Annotated in this window: 15 protein-coding genes; 3 read left to right on the top strand and 12 right to left on the bottom strand. The window is 73.0% G+C overall.

Annotated features, from left to right (window positions below):
- Positions 1-182: 182 nt before the first annotated feature.
- Positions 183-377, bottom strand: coding sequence for a hypothetical protein (locus ACWD6N_RS26790; RefSeq protein WP_007456482.1), 195 nt, complete (start codon positions 375-377; stop codon positions 183-185).
- A gap of 391 nt (positions 378-768) precedes the next feature.
- Between ACWD6N_RS26790 and ACWD6N_RS26785 the strand changes: the two genes are divergently transcribed.
- Positions 769-1869 (top strand): CAP domain-containing protein, encoded by a 1101-nt coding sequence (locus ACWD6N_RS26785; protein WP_354967062.1) that lies wholly within the window; start codon positions 769-771, stop codon positions 1867-1869.
- 117 nt (positions 1870-1986) lie between these two features.
- Complete coding sequence (locus ACWD6N_RS26780; protein WP_354966940.1) at positions 1987-2829, top strand: endo alpha-1,4 polygalactosaminidase; 843 nt, start codon at positions 1987-1989, stop codon at positions 2827-2829.
- 71 nt (positions 2830-2900) lie between these two features.
- Here the strand turns inward: ACWD6N_RS26780 and ACWD6N_RS26775 are convergent, their stop codons facing one another.
- The 9 genes from ACWD6N_RS26775 to rsmD form a co-directional block, all read right to left on the bottom strand.
- Positions 2901-5120: an MMPL family transporter gene (locus ACWD6N_RS26775; RefSeq protein ID WP_354966941.1), complete on the bottom strand. Its 2220-nt coding sequence runs from the start codon at positions 5118-5120 to the stop codon at positions 2901-2903.
- Between the two features lie 231 nt (positions 5121-5351).
- On the bottom strand, positions 5352-6209 hold the full coding sequence (gene mutM, locus ACWD6N_RS26770; RefSeq protein WP_354966942.1) for a bifunctional DNA-formamidopyrimidine glycosylase/DNA-(apurinic or apyrimidinic site) lyase: 858 nt from the start codon (positions 6207-6209) through the stop codon (positions 5352-5354).
- Positions 6202-7122, bottom strand: a complete 921-nt coding sequence (gene rnc / locus ACWD6N_RS26765) for a ribonuclease III (RefSeq protein WP_354966943.1) — start codon at positions 7120-7122, stop codon at positions 6202-6204. The genes mutM and rnc overlap by 8 nt, the downstream gene beginning before the upstream one ends.
- Positions 7119-8105 carry a phosphate acyltransferase PlsX gene (locus ACWD6N_RS26760; protein WP_354966944.1) on the bottom strand — a complete coding sequence of 329 codons (987 nt, stop codon included), beginning with the start codon at positions 8103-8105 and terminating at the stop codon, positions 7119-7121. The genes rnc and ACWD6N_RS26760 overlap by 4 nt, the downstream gene beginning before the upstream one ends.
- A gap of 114 nt (positions 8106-8219) precedes the next feature.
- Positions 8220-8393, bottom strand: a complete 174-nt coding sequence (rpmF, locus tag ACWD6N_RS26755) for a 50S ribosomal protein L32 (RefSeq protein ID WP_074317731.1) — start codon at positions 8391-8393, stop codon at positions 8220-8222.
- A gap of 5 nt (positions 8394-8398) precedes the next feature.
- Positions 8399-8962 carry a YceD family protein gene (locus ACWD6N_RS26750; protein WP_354966945.1) on the bottom strand — a complete coding sequence of 188 codons (564 nt, stop codon included), beginning with the start codon at positions 8960-8962 and terminating at the stop codon, positions 8399-8401.
- Between the two features lie 110 nt (positions 8963-9072).
- Complete coding sequence (locus ACWD6N_RS26745; RefSeq protein ID WP_354966946.1) at positions 9073-9570, bottom strand: SPFH domain-containing protein; 498 nt, start codon at positions 9568-9570, stop codon at positions 9073-9075.
- A gap of 235 nt (positions 9571-9805) precedes the next feature.
- A complete protein-coding gene (coaD, locus tag ACWD6N_RS26740) occupies positions 9806-10288 on the bottom strand; it encodes a pantetheine-phosphate adenylyltransferase (protein ID WP_354966947.1) in 483 nt (160 codons plus the stop codon).
- Positions 10285-10848 (bottom strand): 16S rRNA (guanine(966)-N(2))-methyltransferase RsmD, encoded by a 564-nt coding sequence (gene rsmD / locus ACWD6N_RS26735; protein ID WP_354966948.1) that lies wholly within the window; start codon positions 10846-10848, stop codon positions 10285-10287. The genes coaD and rsmD overlap by 4 nt, the downstream gene beginning before the upstream one ends.
- 305 nt (positions 10849-11153) lie before the next feature.
- On the opposite strand from rsmD, the gene ACWD6N_RS26730 reads away from it, so the two are divergent.
- Entirely contained in the window at positions 11154-12101 is a 948-nt protein-coding gene (locus ACWD6N_RS26730; RefSeq protein ID WP_354966949.1) for an LPXTG cell wall anchor domain-containing protein, read from the top strand.
- Positions 12102-12200: 99 nt separating this feature from the next.
- On the opposite strand, the gene recG is transcribed toward ACWD6N_RS26730, so the two are convergent.
- Both recG and ACWD6N_RS26720 read right to left on the bottom strand, forming a co-directional pair.
- Positions 12201-14399, bottom strand: a complete 2199-nt coding sequence (recG, locus tag ACWD6N_RS26725) for an ATP-dependent DNA helicase RecG (RefSeq protein WP_354966950.1) — start codon at positions 14397-14399, stop codon at positions 12201-12203.
- Positions 14396-15521, bottom strand: a 1126-nt coding sequence (locus ACWD6N_RS26720; protein ID WP_450005241.1) for a DAK2 domain-containing protein, incomplete at its 5' end; no start/stop codon positions are given. The genes recG and ACWD6N_RS26720, both read right to left, overlap by 4 nt.

The raw sequence follows: 15521 nt of genomic DNA, 5'->3' as shown, positions 1-15521 counted from the left end.
ACCGTTCATGATCGGTACGCCGTCCGACGCGTTTCCGGAAACAACTGGCGCGGTTCCAGCGCCGCCCGAGACAAGATCATAAATAGCCGACCGGGAAAGGGGCCGGACAGCGTTGCGCGCCGGCACAGAGGTGTCGGCGCGCATTTTTGCGATGGTGCGATTCAGTTTTCCGACCCCGGAGATCAGGTCAGCGCCGGCTCGGCCAGACGAAGCAGGTCGTCCGCCTCCGCCGCAGCCGCCGCGAGCCGATCGTTGTCGGCGCGCAGACGCGTGATCTCGAACTCCAGTGCCTGAACCCTGGCACGCAGTCGGGTGACCTCGTCGAGCAGACGCCGGTCGGGCGCTGCACCTACGTGGCCGTAGAGGGCCTTCGCCATGCTGACTCCTTGATATGCGCTGCCGGAAAGGCCGGCCAACGCGCGCCCATTCATACGCGACTGTCATTCCAGCTGTATCTGGGCATGACCGGGCGCGACTGGCGACACCTATATATTGAGCCGCAAACCCCCCTTCGTCAAGTTCTCGCAGGCCGTAGATCATCTCTACGTCGACCTGTCCACTTGTCGGGGGGGCTGCCTCAAGGCACGGACACTCTCTGTCCGGACACCTTTACTGTACGCCCGAATTCCGGGAAGTCCGCACCTTGGCGTCCGACTTCCCCTTAACTCTTCCTTAGCCACGTTGCCGCAGGTAGTGGGCGGGTCGTAGCGTCACTCCGGCCCGCAACCGACCCCGTGGAGGCAGTGCGTGTACGGCTGGACCGACCCGATGGACCCGAACGGCGCCCCCCGGCGCGCCGAGCGGCCGACCGACGAGCCGGACTGGCTGAGGGACCGCCCGGAACCCCGCTCGGCCTACCTGTTCGGTGACGACGACCCTGACCAGCCCGGCGACGAGTGGCACCGCCCGCAGCCCACCGCCCGTTGGCAGCAGGAACCGGCGGCCCCCGCCGAGCCCGCCGACGGCCCGACCGCCGCCTGGCCCGCGTACGAGCCCGCCTACCGGCAGGACGACGAGGCGACCGGCGACTGGCGCGGCAACACCCCCGCCGAGGAGACCACCGGCGGCTGGCCGACCGACACGACCGGTGCGGGCCGTTCCAGCGAGGGCCGGCACCGCTCCCAGCGGCGCTGGCGCCGCCCCCTGGTGATCGGCGGCGCCGCCGCGGCGGCCACCCTCGTGGTGAGCCTCGGCGTCGGCGCGCTCGCCCTGCCCGGCGGAGGCGGCACGGCCAGCGAGCCGACCGCCGTCGACGACACCCTCGCCGCCGCCCCGGCGGTGCCGACCGAGGAGCCGGTGGGCGACAACCTGGTCGCGCCCTCCCCGACCACCGCGCCCAGTTCCGCCCGGCCGAGCCCGACACCTAGCAAGGTCGTCAAGCCCAGCCCGGCGTCGTCGCGCGCCACCGCCGCCTCGCGGCGCAGCACCCCGCGCACCAGCGCGCCGAGCAGCACCACCGGCACGGGCTCCGGCGGCAGCGGCACCGTCAGCGCCCAGGCCCGCGAGGTGGTCGACCTGGTCAACGCCGAACGGGCCAAGGCCGGCTGCAAGGCGCTGAGCATCGACGACAAGCTGATGACCGCCGCCCAGCGGCACAGCCAGGACCAGGCCGATCACAAGAACATGTCGCACACCGGCAGCGACGGCAGCAACGCCGGAGTCCGGCTCGACCGGGTGGGCTACGCCTGGCGCACCTACGGCGAGAACGTGGCGTGGAACCAGAAGACCCCGGCCGCCGTGATGGACGCCTGGATGAACAGCTCCGGCCACCGGGCGAACATCCTGAACTGCGCGTTCACCGAAATCGGCGTCGGCATCGCCAACAGCAACGGACCGTACTGGACGCAGGTCTTCGCGGCGCCGCGCTGACCGCGCGTCGTCCCCGCCCCCGCGCTCGTTTGACCCGGTGAGGTACGCCGGGCCGGAGCGTGGGGGCGGCGTACCGGTGAGGGCGGCGACGGGCCGCCCGGGACCCGGGAGCTGCCGATGCGGATCCGGCCGCGGCGACGCGCCGTCTTATGCCCGCTGCGCCGAATCGCGGCGGCCTGCGTCGCCCTCGTCCTGCTGGTCCCGGCGTACGGCTGCCGGGCCGAGTTCACCCCGCCCGGGGCGCCCACCCCCTGGCCGACCGACCAGGCCCGGCACTGGCAGTGGCAGTGGCAGCTCCACGGCCCGCTCGACCCGGCGGTGGACGCCGACGTCTTCCTGCTCGACCCGGTGGCCACCACCGCCGCCCAGACCGCCGAGCTGCGCTCCCGGAACCGCCGGCTGATCTGCCAGGTGCACATCGGCTCGGTCCGCTCGGACGACCCGGACGCCAGCCGGCTCCCGGCCGCCGTACAGGGCTCCACCGGCCGCCAACCCGGCAGCCGGTGGCTGGACGTCCGGCGGTGGGACGCGCTTGAGCCGGTGCTGGCCGACCGGTTCCGGCTCTGCCGGGGCAAGGGCTTCGGCGCGGTGGCGCTGGCCGACGCCGACGGGTACGCCCAGCGCAGCGGCTTCCCGCTCGACTTCGACGACCAACTGCTGTTCAACCGCCGGCTGGCCCGGCTGGCCCGGTCGCTGGACCTCTCCCCCGGGCTGGTCAACGACGTGCCACAGCTCGCCGCGCTGGCCCCGGACTTCGACTTCGCGGTCAACGAGGAATGCGTCCGGCTCGACCAGTGCGCCAAGCTGCTGCCCTTCGCCGACGCCGACAAACCGGTCTTCCATGTCGAGTACACCGGCTCGACCGACGACTTCTGCGTCACCACCGTCGGCTACGGCTTCGCGTCCATCCGCAAGGACCGGACCCTGAACGCCTGGCGAGAAGCCTGCCCCCTGCCCTGACGCAGCCCCGTCCGCGTCGATCCAGGGAGAATCGTCTGGATCGACGCGGACGGGGTGGGGTGCGGCAGGAGTCAGGACACCGGCACCAGCTCCGGGGCGGGGGCCGGTGGTTCGGTGGGGGTGGGCGCCGAGCGCGGGCGCAGGAAGCGTGGGGCCCACCAGTTGGCGTCGCCGAGCATGGTCATCAGCGCCGGCAGCACCACGCCCCGGATGATCGTGGCGTCCAGCAGGATCGCCGCCGCCAGGCCGATGCCGAGCTGCTTCATGTCGATCGTGCTCAGCGTGGCGAAGATGGAGAACACCCCGACCATCACGATCGCCGCACTGGTCACCACGCCGGCCGAGGACGTGATCCCGTACGCCACCGCGTCCCGGTTGGACATGCCCGCCCGAATGCCCTCGCGGATCCGGCTGACCACGAAGACGTGGTAGTCCATGGAGAGGCCGAAGAGCACCACGAAGAGGAACAGCGGCAGCCAGGACACGATCGCGCCCATCGAGGTGAAGCCGAGCGGCCCCGCCGCCCAGTCGCCCTGGAAGACCAGCACCAGCAGCCCGTACGCGGCGCCGGCGGAGAGCAGGTTCAACGCGATCGCGCTGGCCGCCACCACCACCGACCGGAAGGTGAGCACCATGACCAGGAAGGTGAGCACCAGGACGAAGCCCATCACCAGCGGCAGCTTGTCCCGGACGTGCTGCGCGTAGTCCTCGCTGTCGGCCACGCTGCCGCCGACCGCGTACTCGATGCCGGGGATGCCCCGCAGCTCGGCCGGGACCAGGTCCTCGCGCAGCTTCTCCAGCGACCGCACCGACCGGTCGTCACGGCTGGCATACGGGGTGGCCACGTCGAGCACCGAGACCCGCCGGTCGGCCGACACCTCGATCTTCGGGCCGTCGGCCTCGGTGGGGGCGAACAGCGGATCGCTGGCAGCCCGGGTGGCCAGGTCGGTGAGCGCCGCGCGGACCCGGTCGGCCTGCTCGGCCGGCGCCCGGACGGCCACAACGTGGTTGGTGCCGGTGCTCGGGAAGGCGGCGGTGAGGCGGTCGTACGCCTGCATTGCCGGGGTGGTGCGCGGCAGGTCCTCCATGCCGGGGAACTTCAGCTTCATGCCGAGTGCCGGCGCGGCGAGCGCGAGCAGCAACCCGACCGAGATGACCAGGGTCGGCACCGGGGCACGCAGCGCGGGCCGGAGCACCGCCGGCCAGAGCCGGGGCGAGCGGGGCTGGCCGTGCCGGCCGGCGCGTGGGGCGGTCAGTCGCCAGAGCAGCGGCACCCGGGGGCGGTCGACCCAACGACCGAGCTTGGCGAGCAGTGCGGGCAGCACGGTCAGCGAGCCGACCACCGCGACCGCGACGACCAGGATCGAGCCGACGGCCAGCGACGAGAAGACCACGTCGCCAGCGAGCAGCAGGCCGGCCATCGAGATGATCACTGCGAAGCCGGAGACCACCACGGCGTGCCCGGAGGTCTCCGCAGCGATCTCCACCGCGTCCAGCCCGGAGCGGCCCTTGGCGCGTTCCTCCCGCTCCCGCCGGACGTAGAACAGCGAGTAGTCGACCCCGACCGCCATGCCGATCAGCAGGATCACCGGGGCCGTGGTGTCGGTGGCCGGCACGAGGTGCGAGGCGAGAGTGGACAGACCCATCGCGGCGGCGACCGAGGAGAGCGCCAGCAGCACCGGCACGCTGGCCGCGATCAGTGCGCCGAACGCGACGATCAGGATCGCCAGCGTGACCGGCAGACTGAGCAGCTCGGCGCGCTTGAAGTCCTTGCCCAGGGTGTCGTCGAGGGCCTGCCCGATGGACGGGCCGCCGACCTGCTCGACGCGCAGCTGCGGGTGCGCCTCCTGGACGGTGGCGGTGGCGTCACGGAGCGGCTGCACCCGGTCGGACGCGGTACCCGGGTCGCCGGACATGGTGATCGGCAGCAGCAGCGCCGAGCCGTCCCGGGCGGTCACCGGCGGGCCGATCTCGGCGACGCCGGTGACCGTGCGCAGCCGGGCCGCCGCGTCGTCCGCCGCCACCTTCGCCGCCGCCGGGTCCAGCGCGCCGGCCCGCGACGTGATCAGGACGTTCTCCACGGCCGCGTCGTCGAAGGCGCCGGCATCCACGATCAGGCCGGCGCGCCCCGCCTCGCCGATCGCCTGGTCGCCGCTGGTGGCCTCGTTGAGGCCGGCGGCGTTGCCACCGAGGAAGCACACCGCCACGAAAACGGCCCACAGCGCTATCGCCCGCCACGGGTGCTCGGCGCTCCACCGCGCCATCCGCACCGTCACCGGTCTTGTCCCCATCTCGGGTCCCCCTGTCACGTCAACCCCCTGTCAACGGTGCTGACGTTAGGAGCGTGACGAGGCGGTCACATCGGGGATCGTCCCCCGCCGTCCCCGGAGCCGGTCCACACGGGTCGGCGGGACCGTTCGGGCGGTACGGCGGGCATCAACCCGCGATTCGGACCGCCGCCCGGGTCCAGCCCGGAAAGGTCGGCCGCGACCCGCCGGACCCGACCCCGAGCGACCTCCGGGTCATCCCCGAAGGGAACCCCGGGGCCGGGGCTGGCAGTGTGGGCAGCTGTACGAGGAGCGGTTCATGAACGCCTCCCGGCGGACCGGGGCGCCGCACCGCCGGCACGGCTCACCCTCGCGGCCGTAGACGTTCAACGCCCGGTCGAAGTAGCCGCTCTCACCGTTGACGTTGACGTAGAGGGCGTCGAAGCTGGTGCCACCCTCCTTGATCGCCTCAGCGAGCACGTCGCGGACGTGGCCGAGCAGGCGCTGCGCGGCCGGACCGGTCAGCGCGTCGGTGGGCCGGGTGCCGTGCAGCCCGGCGCGCCAGAGCGCCTCGTCGGCGTAGATGTTGCCCACCCCCGAGATCAGGGTCTGATCGAGCAGAGCCCGTTTCACCTCGGTCCGTCGGCGGCGCAGCGCGGCGACGAACGCCGCGTCGGCGAACTCCGGGTCCATCGGGTCGCGGGCGATGTGCGCGATCTCCGCGGGCAGGTCCGCGCCGCCCTCGCTGACCGAGAGCCCACCGAACGTGCGCTGGTCGACGAAGCGCAGCTCCGGCCCGCCGTCGGCGAACCGGAACCGCACCCGCAGGTGGGTCTCGTCGGGCGTGCCGGGCGGCTGGAACAGCAGCTGACCGGACATGCCGAGGTGCCCGATCACGGCGTCGCCGCTGTCCAGCGGCAACCACAGGTACTTGCCGCGGCGGCGGACGTCCAGCACGGTCCGGTCGGCGAGCACGTCGGCGAAGTGCGCTCCGCCGGGGACGTGCCGGCGGACCGCACGGGGGTGGCGGACCTCCACCGAGGCGATCCGGCGGCCGATGACCCACTGGGCCAGCCCCTGCCGGACGGTCTCCACCTCGGGCAACTCAGGCACGTCGTAGCCCCGTCCCGCGGTCCGCGACGTCGGCCGGCATGGCCTGCGCGAGGTGGTCAGCCTGCTCGGTCTGGGCCGCCCGCTCGGCGCGTTCCATCGGCCCGGCCGGCTCATCGCGGTCGGCCGATCCGTCCCGGCCGGTGCGCCCGTTCGCTCCAGCCTGGCCGTCCCGACCAGACTGGCCGACCTGATCGTCCTGGTCGTCCTCGTCGGCGAGCGTGCGCCAGGCCGCCTCGGCGGCGCGCTGCTCGGCCTCCTTCTTGCTGCGCCCCTCGGCGCCGCCGTACCGGTTGCCGGCCACCACCACCCAGGCGGTGAACGTCTTGAGGTGGTCCGGGCCGGTGCCCTCGATCCGGTATTCCGGCACGCCGAGCCCGAGCGCCGCGGTCAGCTCCTGGAGGCTGGTCTTCCAGTCCAGGGCCGCGCCCCGGCCTGCCGACTCCGCCATCAGCGGGTCGAAGAGCCGGTGGATGACGATCCCGGCGGTGTCCAGCCCGTACTGGAGGTAGATCGCGCCGAGCAGCGCCTCCAGGGTGTCGGCCAGGATGCTCGCCTTGTCCCGACCTCCGGTGGTCTCCTCGCCCTTGCCGAGCAGCAGGTACGCGCCGAGGCCGTCCGGTCCCAGGCCACGGGCCACGTCGGCGAGCGCGCGCATGTTGACCACGCTGGCCCGCAGCTTGGCCAGCTGCCCCTCGGGCAGGTCCGGGTGGTTGTGGAAGAGCGCCGTGGTGATCACCACGCCGAGCACCGAGTCGCCGAGGAACTCCAGCCGCTCGTTGGTGGGCAGGCCGCCGTTCTCGTACGCGTACGAGCGGTGGGTCAGCGCGCGTTGCAGCAGGTCAGGGTCCAGGCTCACGCCGAACGCGGCTTCCAGGTGACCGACGGACGCCCGCCGCCGCTTGTCGTTGCTCATGATGTGCGTACCTCGGTGTCGGTGGAGCGGTCGGTGCGGTGCGTCGCGGCGTCGCCGTCGAGCAACGCGGAGACCAGGGCGGTGGCGTGCCGCCGCCACAGGTGGGCGGCGAGGGCGATGCCGGAGGCGACGTCGGCGGCGCGAGCGGAGCCGTGGCAGACGACCACCGTCCCGGCTACGCCGAGCAGGGCGGCGGCGCGGGGAGCGCCACCAACGACGGGCGGGCCGCCGGCCATGGCGTACGCGCCCTCGATCGCCTTGAGCAGCACGTTACCGGTGAAGCCGTCAGTGACCACCACATCGGCGCGCGCGCCGAGGGCGACGTCGTACCCCTCGACCAGCCCGACGTAGCGCGCCGCTGCGGGCAGCGGCTCGACGGCGAGCAGCGGATCGGTGGCCCGACGGACCCGGTCGCCCTTGCCGGCCTCGGTGCCGACCGAGAGCAGGCCGACACGGGGCTCGGCGATCGAATGCGCCACCGTCGCGTACGCGGCGCCGAGCACGGCGTGCCGGGCGAGGGTGGCCGGGCGGGGCTCCAGCGAGCCGCCGACGTCGAGCAGCACGACCGGCCCGGCGACCCCGGGCAGGGTGGCGACGAGGGCGGGTTGACGGATCTCGGGCCAGCGACCGAGGCCGAGCACGGCAGCGGTGACGGTGGCACCGGTGGCGCCTGCGGAGACCAGGGCGTCGGCGGTGCCGTCGCGGACGGCGGTGACGGCGGCCCGGACGGTGCTCTCCGCGCGGGCGGCGCTGGGATGGTCGGCCATGCCGACGGCGTCGCGGACCGGCCGCACCGTGATCCGGGCACGTTGGGCCGGATCGAGGGCAGCGATCAGCTCGTCGGCGACCTCAGCCGGGCCGACGAGAAGGAGATGCAGGTCAGGGTCGGTGCGCACGGCTCGCAGAGCGCCGTCAACCACGACGGCGGGAGAGTCGTCCCCGCCGAGGAGGTCAACGGCGATCCGCGCGGTGCCCGGCTCCACTGGAACGCCGACCGGAGTGGGCCGGCCGGCGTCGGAGGGAGCCGGGGCACCGGGCGAATGCCAGGGTGCGCGCGCCGCCCGACCTGGGATCGGGGGCGTCACTCGGCGTCCAGGTCAGACCTCGATGACCTGGCGGCCGTTGTAGGTGCCGCAGACGGAGCAGGCGGCGTGCGGCAGCTTCGGGGACTTGCACTGCGGGCACGCGACGGTCGCGACCACGGTCGCCTTCCAGTTCGCCCGGCGGGACCGGGTGTTGCTGCGCGACATCTTGCGCTTCGGGACGGCCACGGTTCTTACTCCTCTGTACGGGTCAGTTGCGACAGGCCCACCCAACGCGGGTCGATCTGCTGGTGACTGTGGTCGGCCGGCAGATCGTCCCAGTGCGTCCCGCATTCGGGGCACAGTCCTGGGCAGTCCTCCCGGCAGAGCGGGTTGGTCGGCAGCGTGAGCACCAACGCGTCCCGCAGCGCCGGCTCCAGGTCGATCAGATCGCCCTGCATCCGGCCCACCTCGTCCTCTTCGGTCGTGGCGTCCGTGGTGCTGTTCTCGTACGCGTACAGCTCCTGGATCGTCACGGCCATCGAGTCGTTGATCTCGCGCAGGCAGCGCCCGCACTCGCCCCGGACGGGACCGGTGATGGTCCCGGAGACGAGCACGCCCTCGGACACCGACTGCAACCTCAGGTCGAGGTCGAGGTCCGCGCCCTCCGGAACGCCGATCAACTCCACACCGAGGTCCGCCGGTGCCGGCACGACCCGCTGGACCGTACGCAACGCGCCAGGCCGGCGCGGCAGGTCCCTCGTGTCGAGGACCAGCGGCGACCTGGGGTCGAGTGTCGATGGCGAGTGTTTGGGCATAGTCAGACTCCGGCCGGTGTGAGGCCGACAAAAAAGGTTACCTGGACGACCGCCGGACCGTCGAACCGGGGGCGACGCCCGCCCAAGAATGTCGGCTGGTGAGGTGCCGCTCAGAAGGGTAGCGGGCGTTCCGCCTCATCCCCACCGAAGGTGCCGATCTCCCGCAGCGCGTGCATCTTGTCGCGGCCACGCTCTATCGAGGCGAGCGCCCTGGTAAGGAACTGCTCGAAGTTGGCCAGCGCGGTGTCGACGTAGTCGTCGACCTCCTCACGCAGGCGCTGCGCCTCGGCCCGGGCCTCGGCGACGATCCGGGCCCCCTCGTGCTCGGCGGAGACGGTGATCTCGTTCACCGAGACGAGGCGGGCGTGTTCCGCCTCACCCTCGCTGATGATCCGGTCCGCCTCGCGCTTGCCGGCTTCCATGATCTTGTCGCGCTCGTCGAGCAGCGCGCCCGCGCGACGCAGGTCGGCGGGGAGGTCGGCGCGCATCTCGTCGAGGGCCGCGATCATCTCGCCCCGGTCGACCATGCAGTTGTTGCGCGACATCGGGACGGAGCGGGCCTGCTCCACCATGGCGATCAGTTCGTCGATGCGATCGAGCGGGTCCACCGGTACCTCACTCCTGTCGTTCGTCGGCCGACCTCCATGATGCGGGCTACGGCCGGTTCCCCGCTCTACCAATCATGTCGTGCCCGCCCCACACCTGCCCGATCCACCCCGACCCGGCGCGTCGCGGCATCGTCACACGACGCGACCGCGCGGGAAAGGGCCCCGGCGATCCTGCACGCACCGGCCGACAACTGTCACAAAGGCCACGATTCAGGATCGCAACCGCGCCGAATGGTCAGGAGCGGGGGCCGAGGCGGGACTGAAGGGCTTCGCGGACCAGGTCGGGGACGTGGGCGGAGATGTCGCCGCCCCACTTGGCCACGTCCTTGACCAGACTGGAGGAGAGGAAGGAGTAGAGCGGGTTGGTCGGCATGAACAGCGTCTCGACGCCGGCCAGCCCGATGTTCATCTGGGCCATCTGCAGCTCGTAGTCGAAGTCGCTGACCGCCCGCAGGCCCTTGATCAGCACGCTCGCCTGCTGGGCCCGGCAGAAGTCGACCAGCAGCCCACGGAAAGACTCGACCCGCACGTTTCCGTACGAGGCGGTCACCTCGCGGAGCATGTCGATCCGCTCATCGACGGTGAAGAGGCCACTCTTCGACTGGTTTATCAGCACGCCGACGATCACCTCGTCGAAGAGCCGGCTGGCCCGTCCGATGATGTCGAGGTGTCCGTTGGTGACCGGGTCGAACGAGCCGGGGCAAACCGCGCGTCTCATGATCGGCGACCGTACCAAAGGGTGGTCTCGCCGTAACGGCGACTGCGCTCGGCCGTGATCCCGTCCACCCACTCGACCGGCCCGGTGCGGCCGGACCGCTCCACCACCACCAGCGCGTCGCTCGCCAGCCAGCCACCGTCGACCAGGGTGGTCAGCAGCGCGGTGATCTCGGCGTCCGGCACCGCGTACGGCGGGTCGGCGAAGACCACGTCGTACGGCCCGCCGTCCGGGCCGGCGGCCAGCACGGTCGCCACCCTGCCGGTCACCAGGCGGACGGCGGGGCCGGCCCGCAGGGCCGCCACGTTCTCGCGGATCACCCGGGCCGCCCGAGGGTCGGACTCGACCAGCAGCACGTGCCGGGCGCCACGGGAGAGCGCCTCCAGCCCGACCGCGCCGGAGCCGGCGTACAGGTCGGCGAAGCGGGCGCCGTCGAGATCGGCCTCGGCCTGGACGGCGCTGAACAGCGCCTCCCGGACCCGGTCGGAGGTGGGTCGGGTGCCGGCGCCGGGGGGCGCGGCGATCCGCCGGCCGCCGAGCGTCCCGGCCACGATCCGGGTCACCGTCTCCTCCTGCTCATGACCCCGACGCTACGCGAGCCGACGGAGACCGCGATCGACACCGCCCGTATCGCCCCAGCAACCACATGATCACGGTTCGTGTATCGATGATCTCATATTCATAACATCAGTCTTAGCTAATCCTGAGCGCTGTATCACGCACGGCGATCTCGCTAGGGTCTGCCGGGTGCCGGCGGGAATCCACCGGCCCACGGCTCGGGAACGCATCCCTCGATCCGGACGTGCAGTGACCGTCCACTGTCGTTCCCGTGCCACGCCCCTAACGCTTCAGCACTCCGGGAGTACCAGTGATCCGTCCGAAGTCTCCGTTCCGGCGTACCGCGGCCGTCGCCGCCGGCGCGCTGATCGGCATCGGCGCCATGACGACGTTCGCCGCGCCGGCCAGCGCCCACCACCCCGAGCCGTCCGGCACCTACTGCCTGGCCGCCGACGGCAAGGCCACGGTCACGTGGAAGGTCGGCAACAGCGAGAACATCGATGCCGAGATCACCTCGGTCAAGTCGACCATCGGCGACGAGTTCACTGATGGCGACCTGAAGGTCGGCGCCACCCTCCCGGCGAAGGGTGGGGACCTCCTCACCGGAACCCAGACCCACACCTTCACCGAGAAGAACCCGAAGATCGAGCTGACCGTCGAGGCGCGCTGGGAGCGTCCGGACCGGATCGTGACCGAGCACCGGACGGTGGCAGCCACCGAGGCCGGTACCTGCGCCGCGGAGCCCACCCCGACGCCGACCGCCACCCCGACGGAGTCCCCCAGCCCGACCCCGTCCCCCACCACCGCGTCTCCGTCGCCGAGCCAGCCGCCGGCCGAGAGCCCGAGCCCGACGCCGACCGTCACGCCGGCGCCGGCCGAGCCGGTGGGCACCGTCGAGTCGACCTGCGACAGCCTCACCTTCACGATCGAGAACCCGGCCGACGGTGAGACCGTCGTCCTGACGCTGACCCCGAACAAGGGCGATGCCAAGACGCTGACCGTCGAGCCCGGCAAGACCGGCTCCGTCTCCTTCGACGCGACCGAGGGCCTCACCGTCACGCCGGCCGCCGACGGCCTTGACGACACCGAGCCGATCGCGTGGGAGCAGCCGGCCGAGTGCGACGAGGGTGAGGGTGGCGGCCTGCCGCTCACCGGCACGAACACCACCCTGATCGCGGGCGGCGCCGTCGTCCTGCTGGCTGCCGGTGCGGGCCTGTTCCTGGTTGCTCGCCGTCGCCGGCTCCGGTTCACCGTCTGAACCGAACCGCGCTGAACCCCGAGGGCGCGTCGACCACCCGGTCGGCGCGCCCTCGGGCGTTTCATCCGCGTGCCAAGCGCCTCGTGGCGGGTCGAGACGTCAGCCCTTCTCCAGGTACTCCGCGCGGTCCTCGTCGACCAGGGCGGTGACCGACGCGGCCAGCGCCGGATGCCGGGTCAGGTCCGGGTCGTCCTCGACCAGGGCGATCGCCTCGGCGCGGGCGTCGCGGATCAGGTCGGCGTCGCGCAGCAGGGACAGCAGCCGCAGGTGTGAGCGGCGCCCGGACTGGGTGGCGCCCAGCACGTCGCCCTCACGACGCTGCTCCAGATCCAGCTCGGCGAGCTTGAAACCGTCGCTGGTGGAGGCGACGGCGTCCAGCCGTTCCCGGGCCGGCGACCCCTCAGCCGCCTCGCTGACCAGCAGGCAGAGCCCCGCCGCGGCGCCCCGGCCGACCCGACCGCGCAGCTGGTGCAGTTGGGAGACACCGAAGCGGTCGGCGTCCAGCACGATCATCACGGTCGCGTTGGGTACGTCCACACCCACCTCGACCACGGTGGTGGCCACCAGCACGTCCAGGTCGCCGGCGGCGAAGGAGCGCATCACCGCGTCCTTCTCGTCGGCCGGCAGCCGGCCGTGCAGCACCCCGATCCGCAGCCCGTGCAGCGGCCCCTCAGCCAGCAGCGGGGCCACCTCGGTCACCGCCAGCGGTGGCCGGCGGCCGTTGTCGTCCACCGGCGGCGGCTCCTCGTCGCTGACCGGCCCCTCTCCGATTCGCGGGCAGACCACGTACGCCTGATGGCTGGCGGCCACCTCCTCGCGCAGCCGGCGCCAGGCCCGGTCCAAAAAGGCCGGTTTCTCGGCGGCCGGCACCACGTGCGAGGCGATCGGCGAGCGCCCCCGGGGCAGCTGGGAGAGGGTGGAGACCTCCAGGTCGCCGTAGACCGTCATCGCCACCGTGCGCGGGATCGGGGTGGCCGTCATCACCAGCACGTGCGGCGGCTGCTCGGCCTTGGCCCGCAGCGCGTCGCGCTGCTCCACCCCGAAGCGGTGCTGCTCGTCGACCACCACCAGGCCGAGGTCGGCGAAGTCCACACCCTCGTAGAGCAGCGCGTGGGTGCCGAGCACGATGCCGGCGGCGCCGGTGGCCACCTCGCCGAGCGCCCGGCGGCGAGCGGCCGCGCCCAGCGAACCGGTGACCAGCTCCACCCGGGTGGCGTGCTCGGCGGAATCCAGTTCGCCGGCCCGCCCGAGCGGCCCGAGGAGGTCGAGCATGCCGCGGTGGTGCTGTGCGGCCAGCACCTCGGTGGGCGCCAGCAGCGCCGCCTGGCCGCCCGCGTCCACCACCTGGAGCATCGCCCGCAACGCCACCACCGTCTTGCCCGAGCCCACCTCGCCCTGCAACAACCGGTGCATCGGGTGCGGGGCGGCCAGGTCGGCGGCGATCTCCACGCCGACGTCGCGCTGGCCGGCGGTCAGCTCGTACGGCAGCCGGGCGTCGAAGGCGTCCAGCAGCCCACCCGGGTGCGCCGGGCGGGGTCGGGCCGGCCAGTCGGCGGCCCGGTGCTTGCGCTGCACCAGCGTCAGCTGGACGGCGAACGCCTCGTCCCACTTGAGCCGGTGCCGCGCCCGGTAGAGATCCTCCTTGCTGCTCGGCCGGTGGATCTCCCGCAGCGCGCTGCCCAACCCGACCAGGTTGCGGCTGGCCCGCACCGTGGCCGGCACCGGATCCTCCGGCGGGGTGAAGGTGTCCAGCACGACCCGCACACAGCGGGCGATCACCCAGGTCGGCACCGCCGCCGCGGCCGGGTAGACGGGGATCAGCGCGCCGGCGAACTCCTCGATCTCGTCGCTGACCGCCGCCTCGCCGTCGCCGCCCTCGCCGAGCAGGACGTACTCCGGGCCGTTGAGCTGGCGCTTGCCCCGGAATTCGGTGACCTTGCCGGCGAACAACCCCCACCGGCCCGGACGCAGCTCCCGCTCGCGCCACGCCTGGTTGCCGAAGAAGGTCAGCGTCAGCAACCCGCCGGAGCCGTCGCCGACGGTCACCTCCAGCAGGTTGCCCCGGCGTTGGCGCATCGGGCGCACCGCGGTGCGCTGCACCTGGGCCAGCACGGTGACCTGCTCGCCGACGTCCAGCGAACGGATGTCGGTGTGCTCGCCACGCTCGTCGTAGCGGCGCGGGAAGTGGTAGACGAGGTCACCCGCGGTGTGCAGGTCGAGGTGAGCGGCCAGCGCCTTGGCCGTCTTGTCCCCGACCAGCTTCTTCAGCGGGGTGTCCACCGTGGCCGGTTCGCTCATTCGACCCCCACCAGGAGCGGATAGTGCGGTTGCCCGCCCGGGAACGCCTGCACCTCGACGAACGGCCAGCGCCGCGCGACGTGCGCGCGGACGGCATCGGTGAGCCCGGCCGGCGCGTCCACCCCGGCCAGCAGGGTGACCAGCTCCCCGCCGCCGCCGAGCATCCGGTCGACCACCGCCGCGCAGATGTCGGTCAGGTCGGCGCCGATGAGGTGCACCTCCCCCTCCACCAGCGCCAGCACGTCCCCCGGGCGGCACGGGCCGGCGACGGTCAGCGCCTCCCGGCTGGCGTGGCAGACCTCGGCGTAGCGGCAGGCGCCCGCCGCCTCGGCCATCGCGATCACGTCGTCCTCGAAGCGGCGGGCGCCGTCACGGACCGCGAGGGCGGCCAGCGCCTGCACCGGCGAGCGCGTCGGCACCACGCTCACCTTGATGCCGTAGCGGTGTGCCTCGCGGGCCGCCGCGCTCGCCACCGCCTCGGTGTTCGGGTCGTTGGGCAGCACCACGACCCGCGCCGCGCCGGTGCTGCGCACCGCGTCCAGCAGTTCCCCCGTGGACGGGTTGCCCGGCACCACGGTGGCTCCCTCCGCGGCGAACAGCCCGGCGATCCCGACGCCGGTGGCCACCACCACGGCGGCCCGACCGTCCGTGGCCGGGCCGGGCGACGGCTTGGGCTGGTCGGCGAAACGGGTCACCGAGATCCGGTACGGGCGGCCGGCGGCGACCCCCGCCTCGACCGCCGCGCCCACGTCGTTGACGTGGACGTGGACGTTCCAGGTGCCCTCCGGCTCGCGCCCGTCGCCGACGACGACAAGCGAATCCCCCAGCGCCGCCAGCGCCCGGCGCATCCCGGCGACCGCCTCGGCCGGGGCGTCGAGCAGGAACTGCACCTCGTAGGCGTACTCCTCGGAGCCGGTCTCCCGGGCGACCGTGGCGGCGGGCCGGGCGGCGCGCGGCGCCGGCGCGGCGCGCACGGCGATCTCCCCGGTGAGCACCTCGACCAGGGTGTCGAGCAGCACGCAGAGGCCCCGGCCGCCCGCGTCGACCACACCGGCGCGGGCCAGCGCCGGCAGTTGCTCCGGCGTGCGGGCCAGCGCCTCGGCCGCCGCCCGCGCGGCGGCC

This window comes from Micromonospora sp. NPDC005163, assembly GCF_053599835.1.
Note: the sequence above shows the minus strand (reverse complement) of the source record. Positions and strands in the feature narration are given on the sequence as shown.

Bases quoted from the DNA above. Each gene is read 5' to 3' on its own strand.
- ACWD6N_RS26790 (WP_007456482.1), bottom strand. From the start codon at position 377: ATGGCGAAGGCCCTCTACGGCCACGTAGGTGCAGCGCCCGACCGGCGT.
- ACWD6N_RS26785 (WP_354967062.1), top strand. From the start codon at position 769: ATGGACCCGAACGGCGCCCCCCGGCGCGCCGAGCGGCCGACCGACGAG.
- ACWD6N_RS26780 (WP_354966940.1), top strand. From the start codon at position 1,987: ATGCGGATCCGGCCGCGGCGACGCGCCGTCTTATGCCCGCTGCGCCGA.
- ACWD6N_RS26775 (WP_354966941.1), bottom strand. From the start codon at position 5,120: ATGGGGACAAGACCGGTGACGGTGCGGATGGCGCGGTGGAGCGCCGAG.
- rnc (WP_354966943.1), bottom strand. From the start codon at position 7,122: ATGAGCAACGACAAGCGGCGGCGGGCGTCCGTCGGTCACCTGGAAGCC.
- ACWD6N_RS26750 (WP_354966945.1), bottom strand. From the start codon at position 8,962: ATGCCCAAACACTCGCCATCGACACTCGACCCCAGGTCGCCGCTGGTC.
- coaD (WP_354966947.1), bottom strand. From the start codon at position 10,288: ATGAGACGCGCGGTTTGCCCCGGCTCGTTCGACCCGGTCACCAACGGA.
- recG (WP_354966950.1), bottom strand. From the start codon at position 14,399: ATGAGCGAACCGGCCACGGTGGACACCCCGCTGAAGAAGCTGGTCGGG.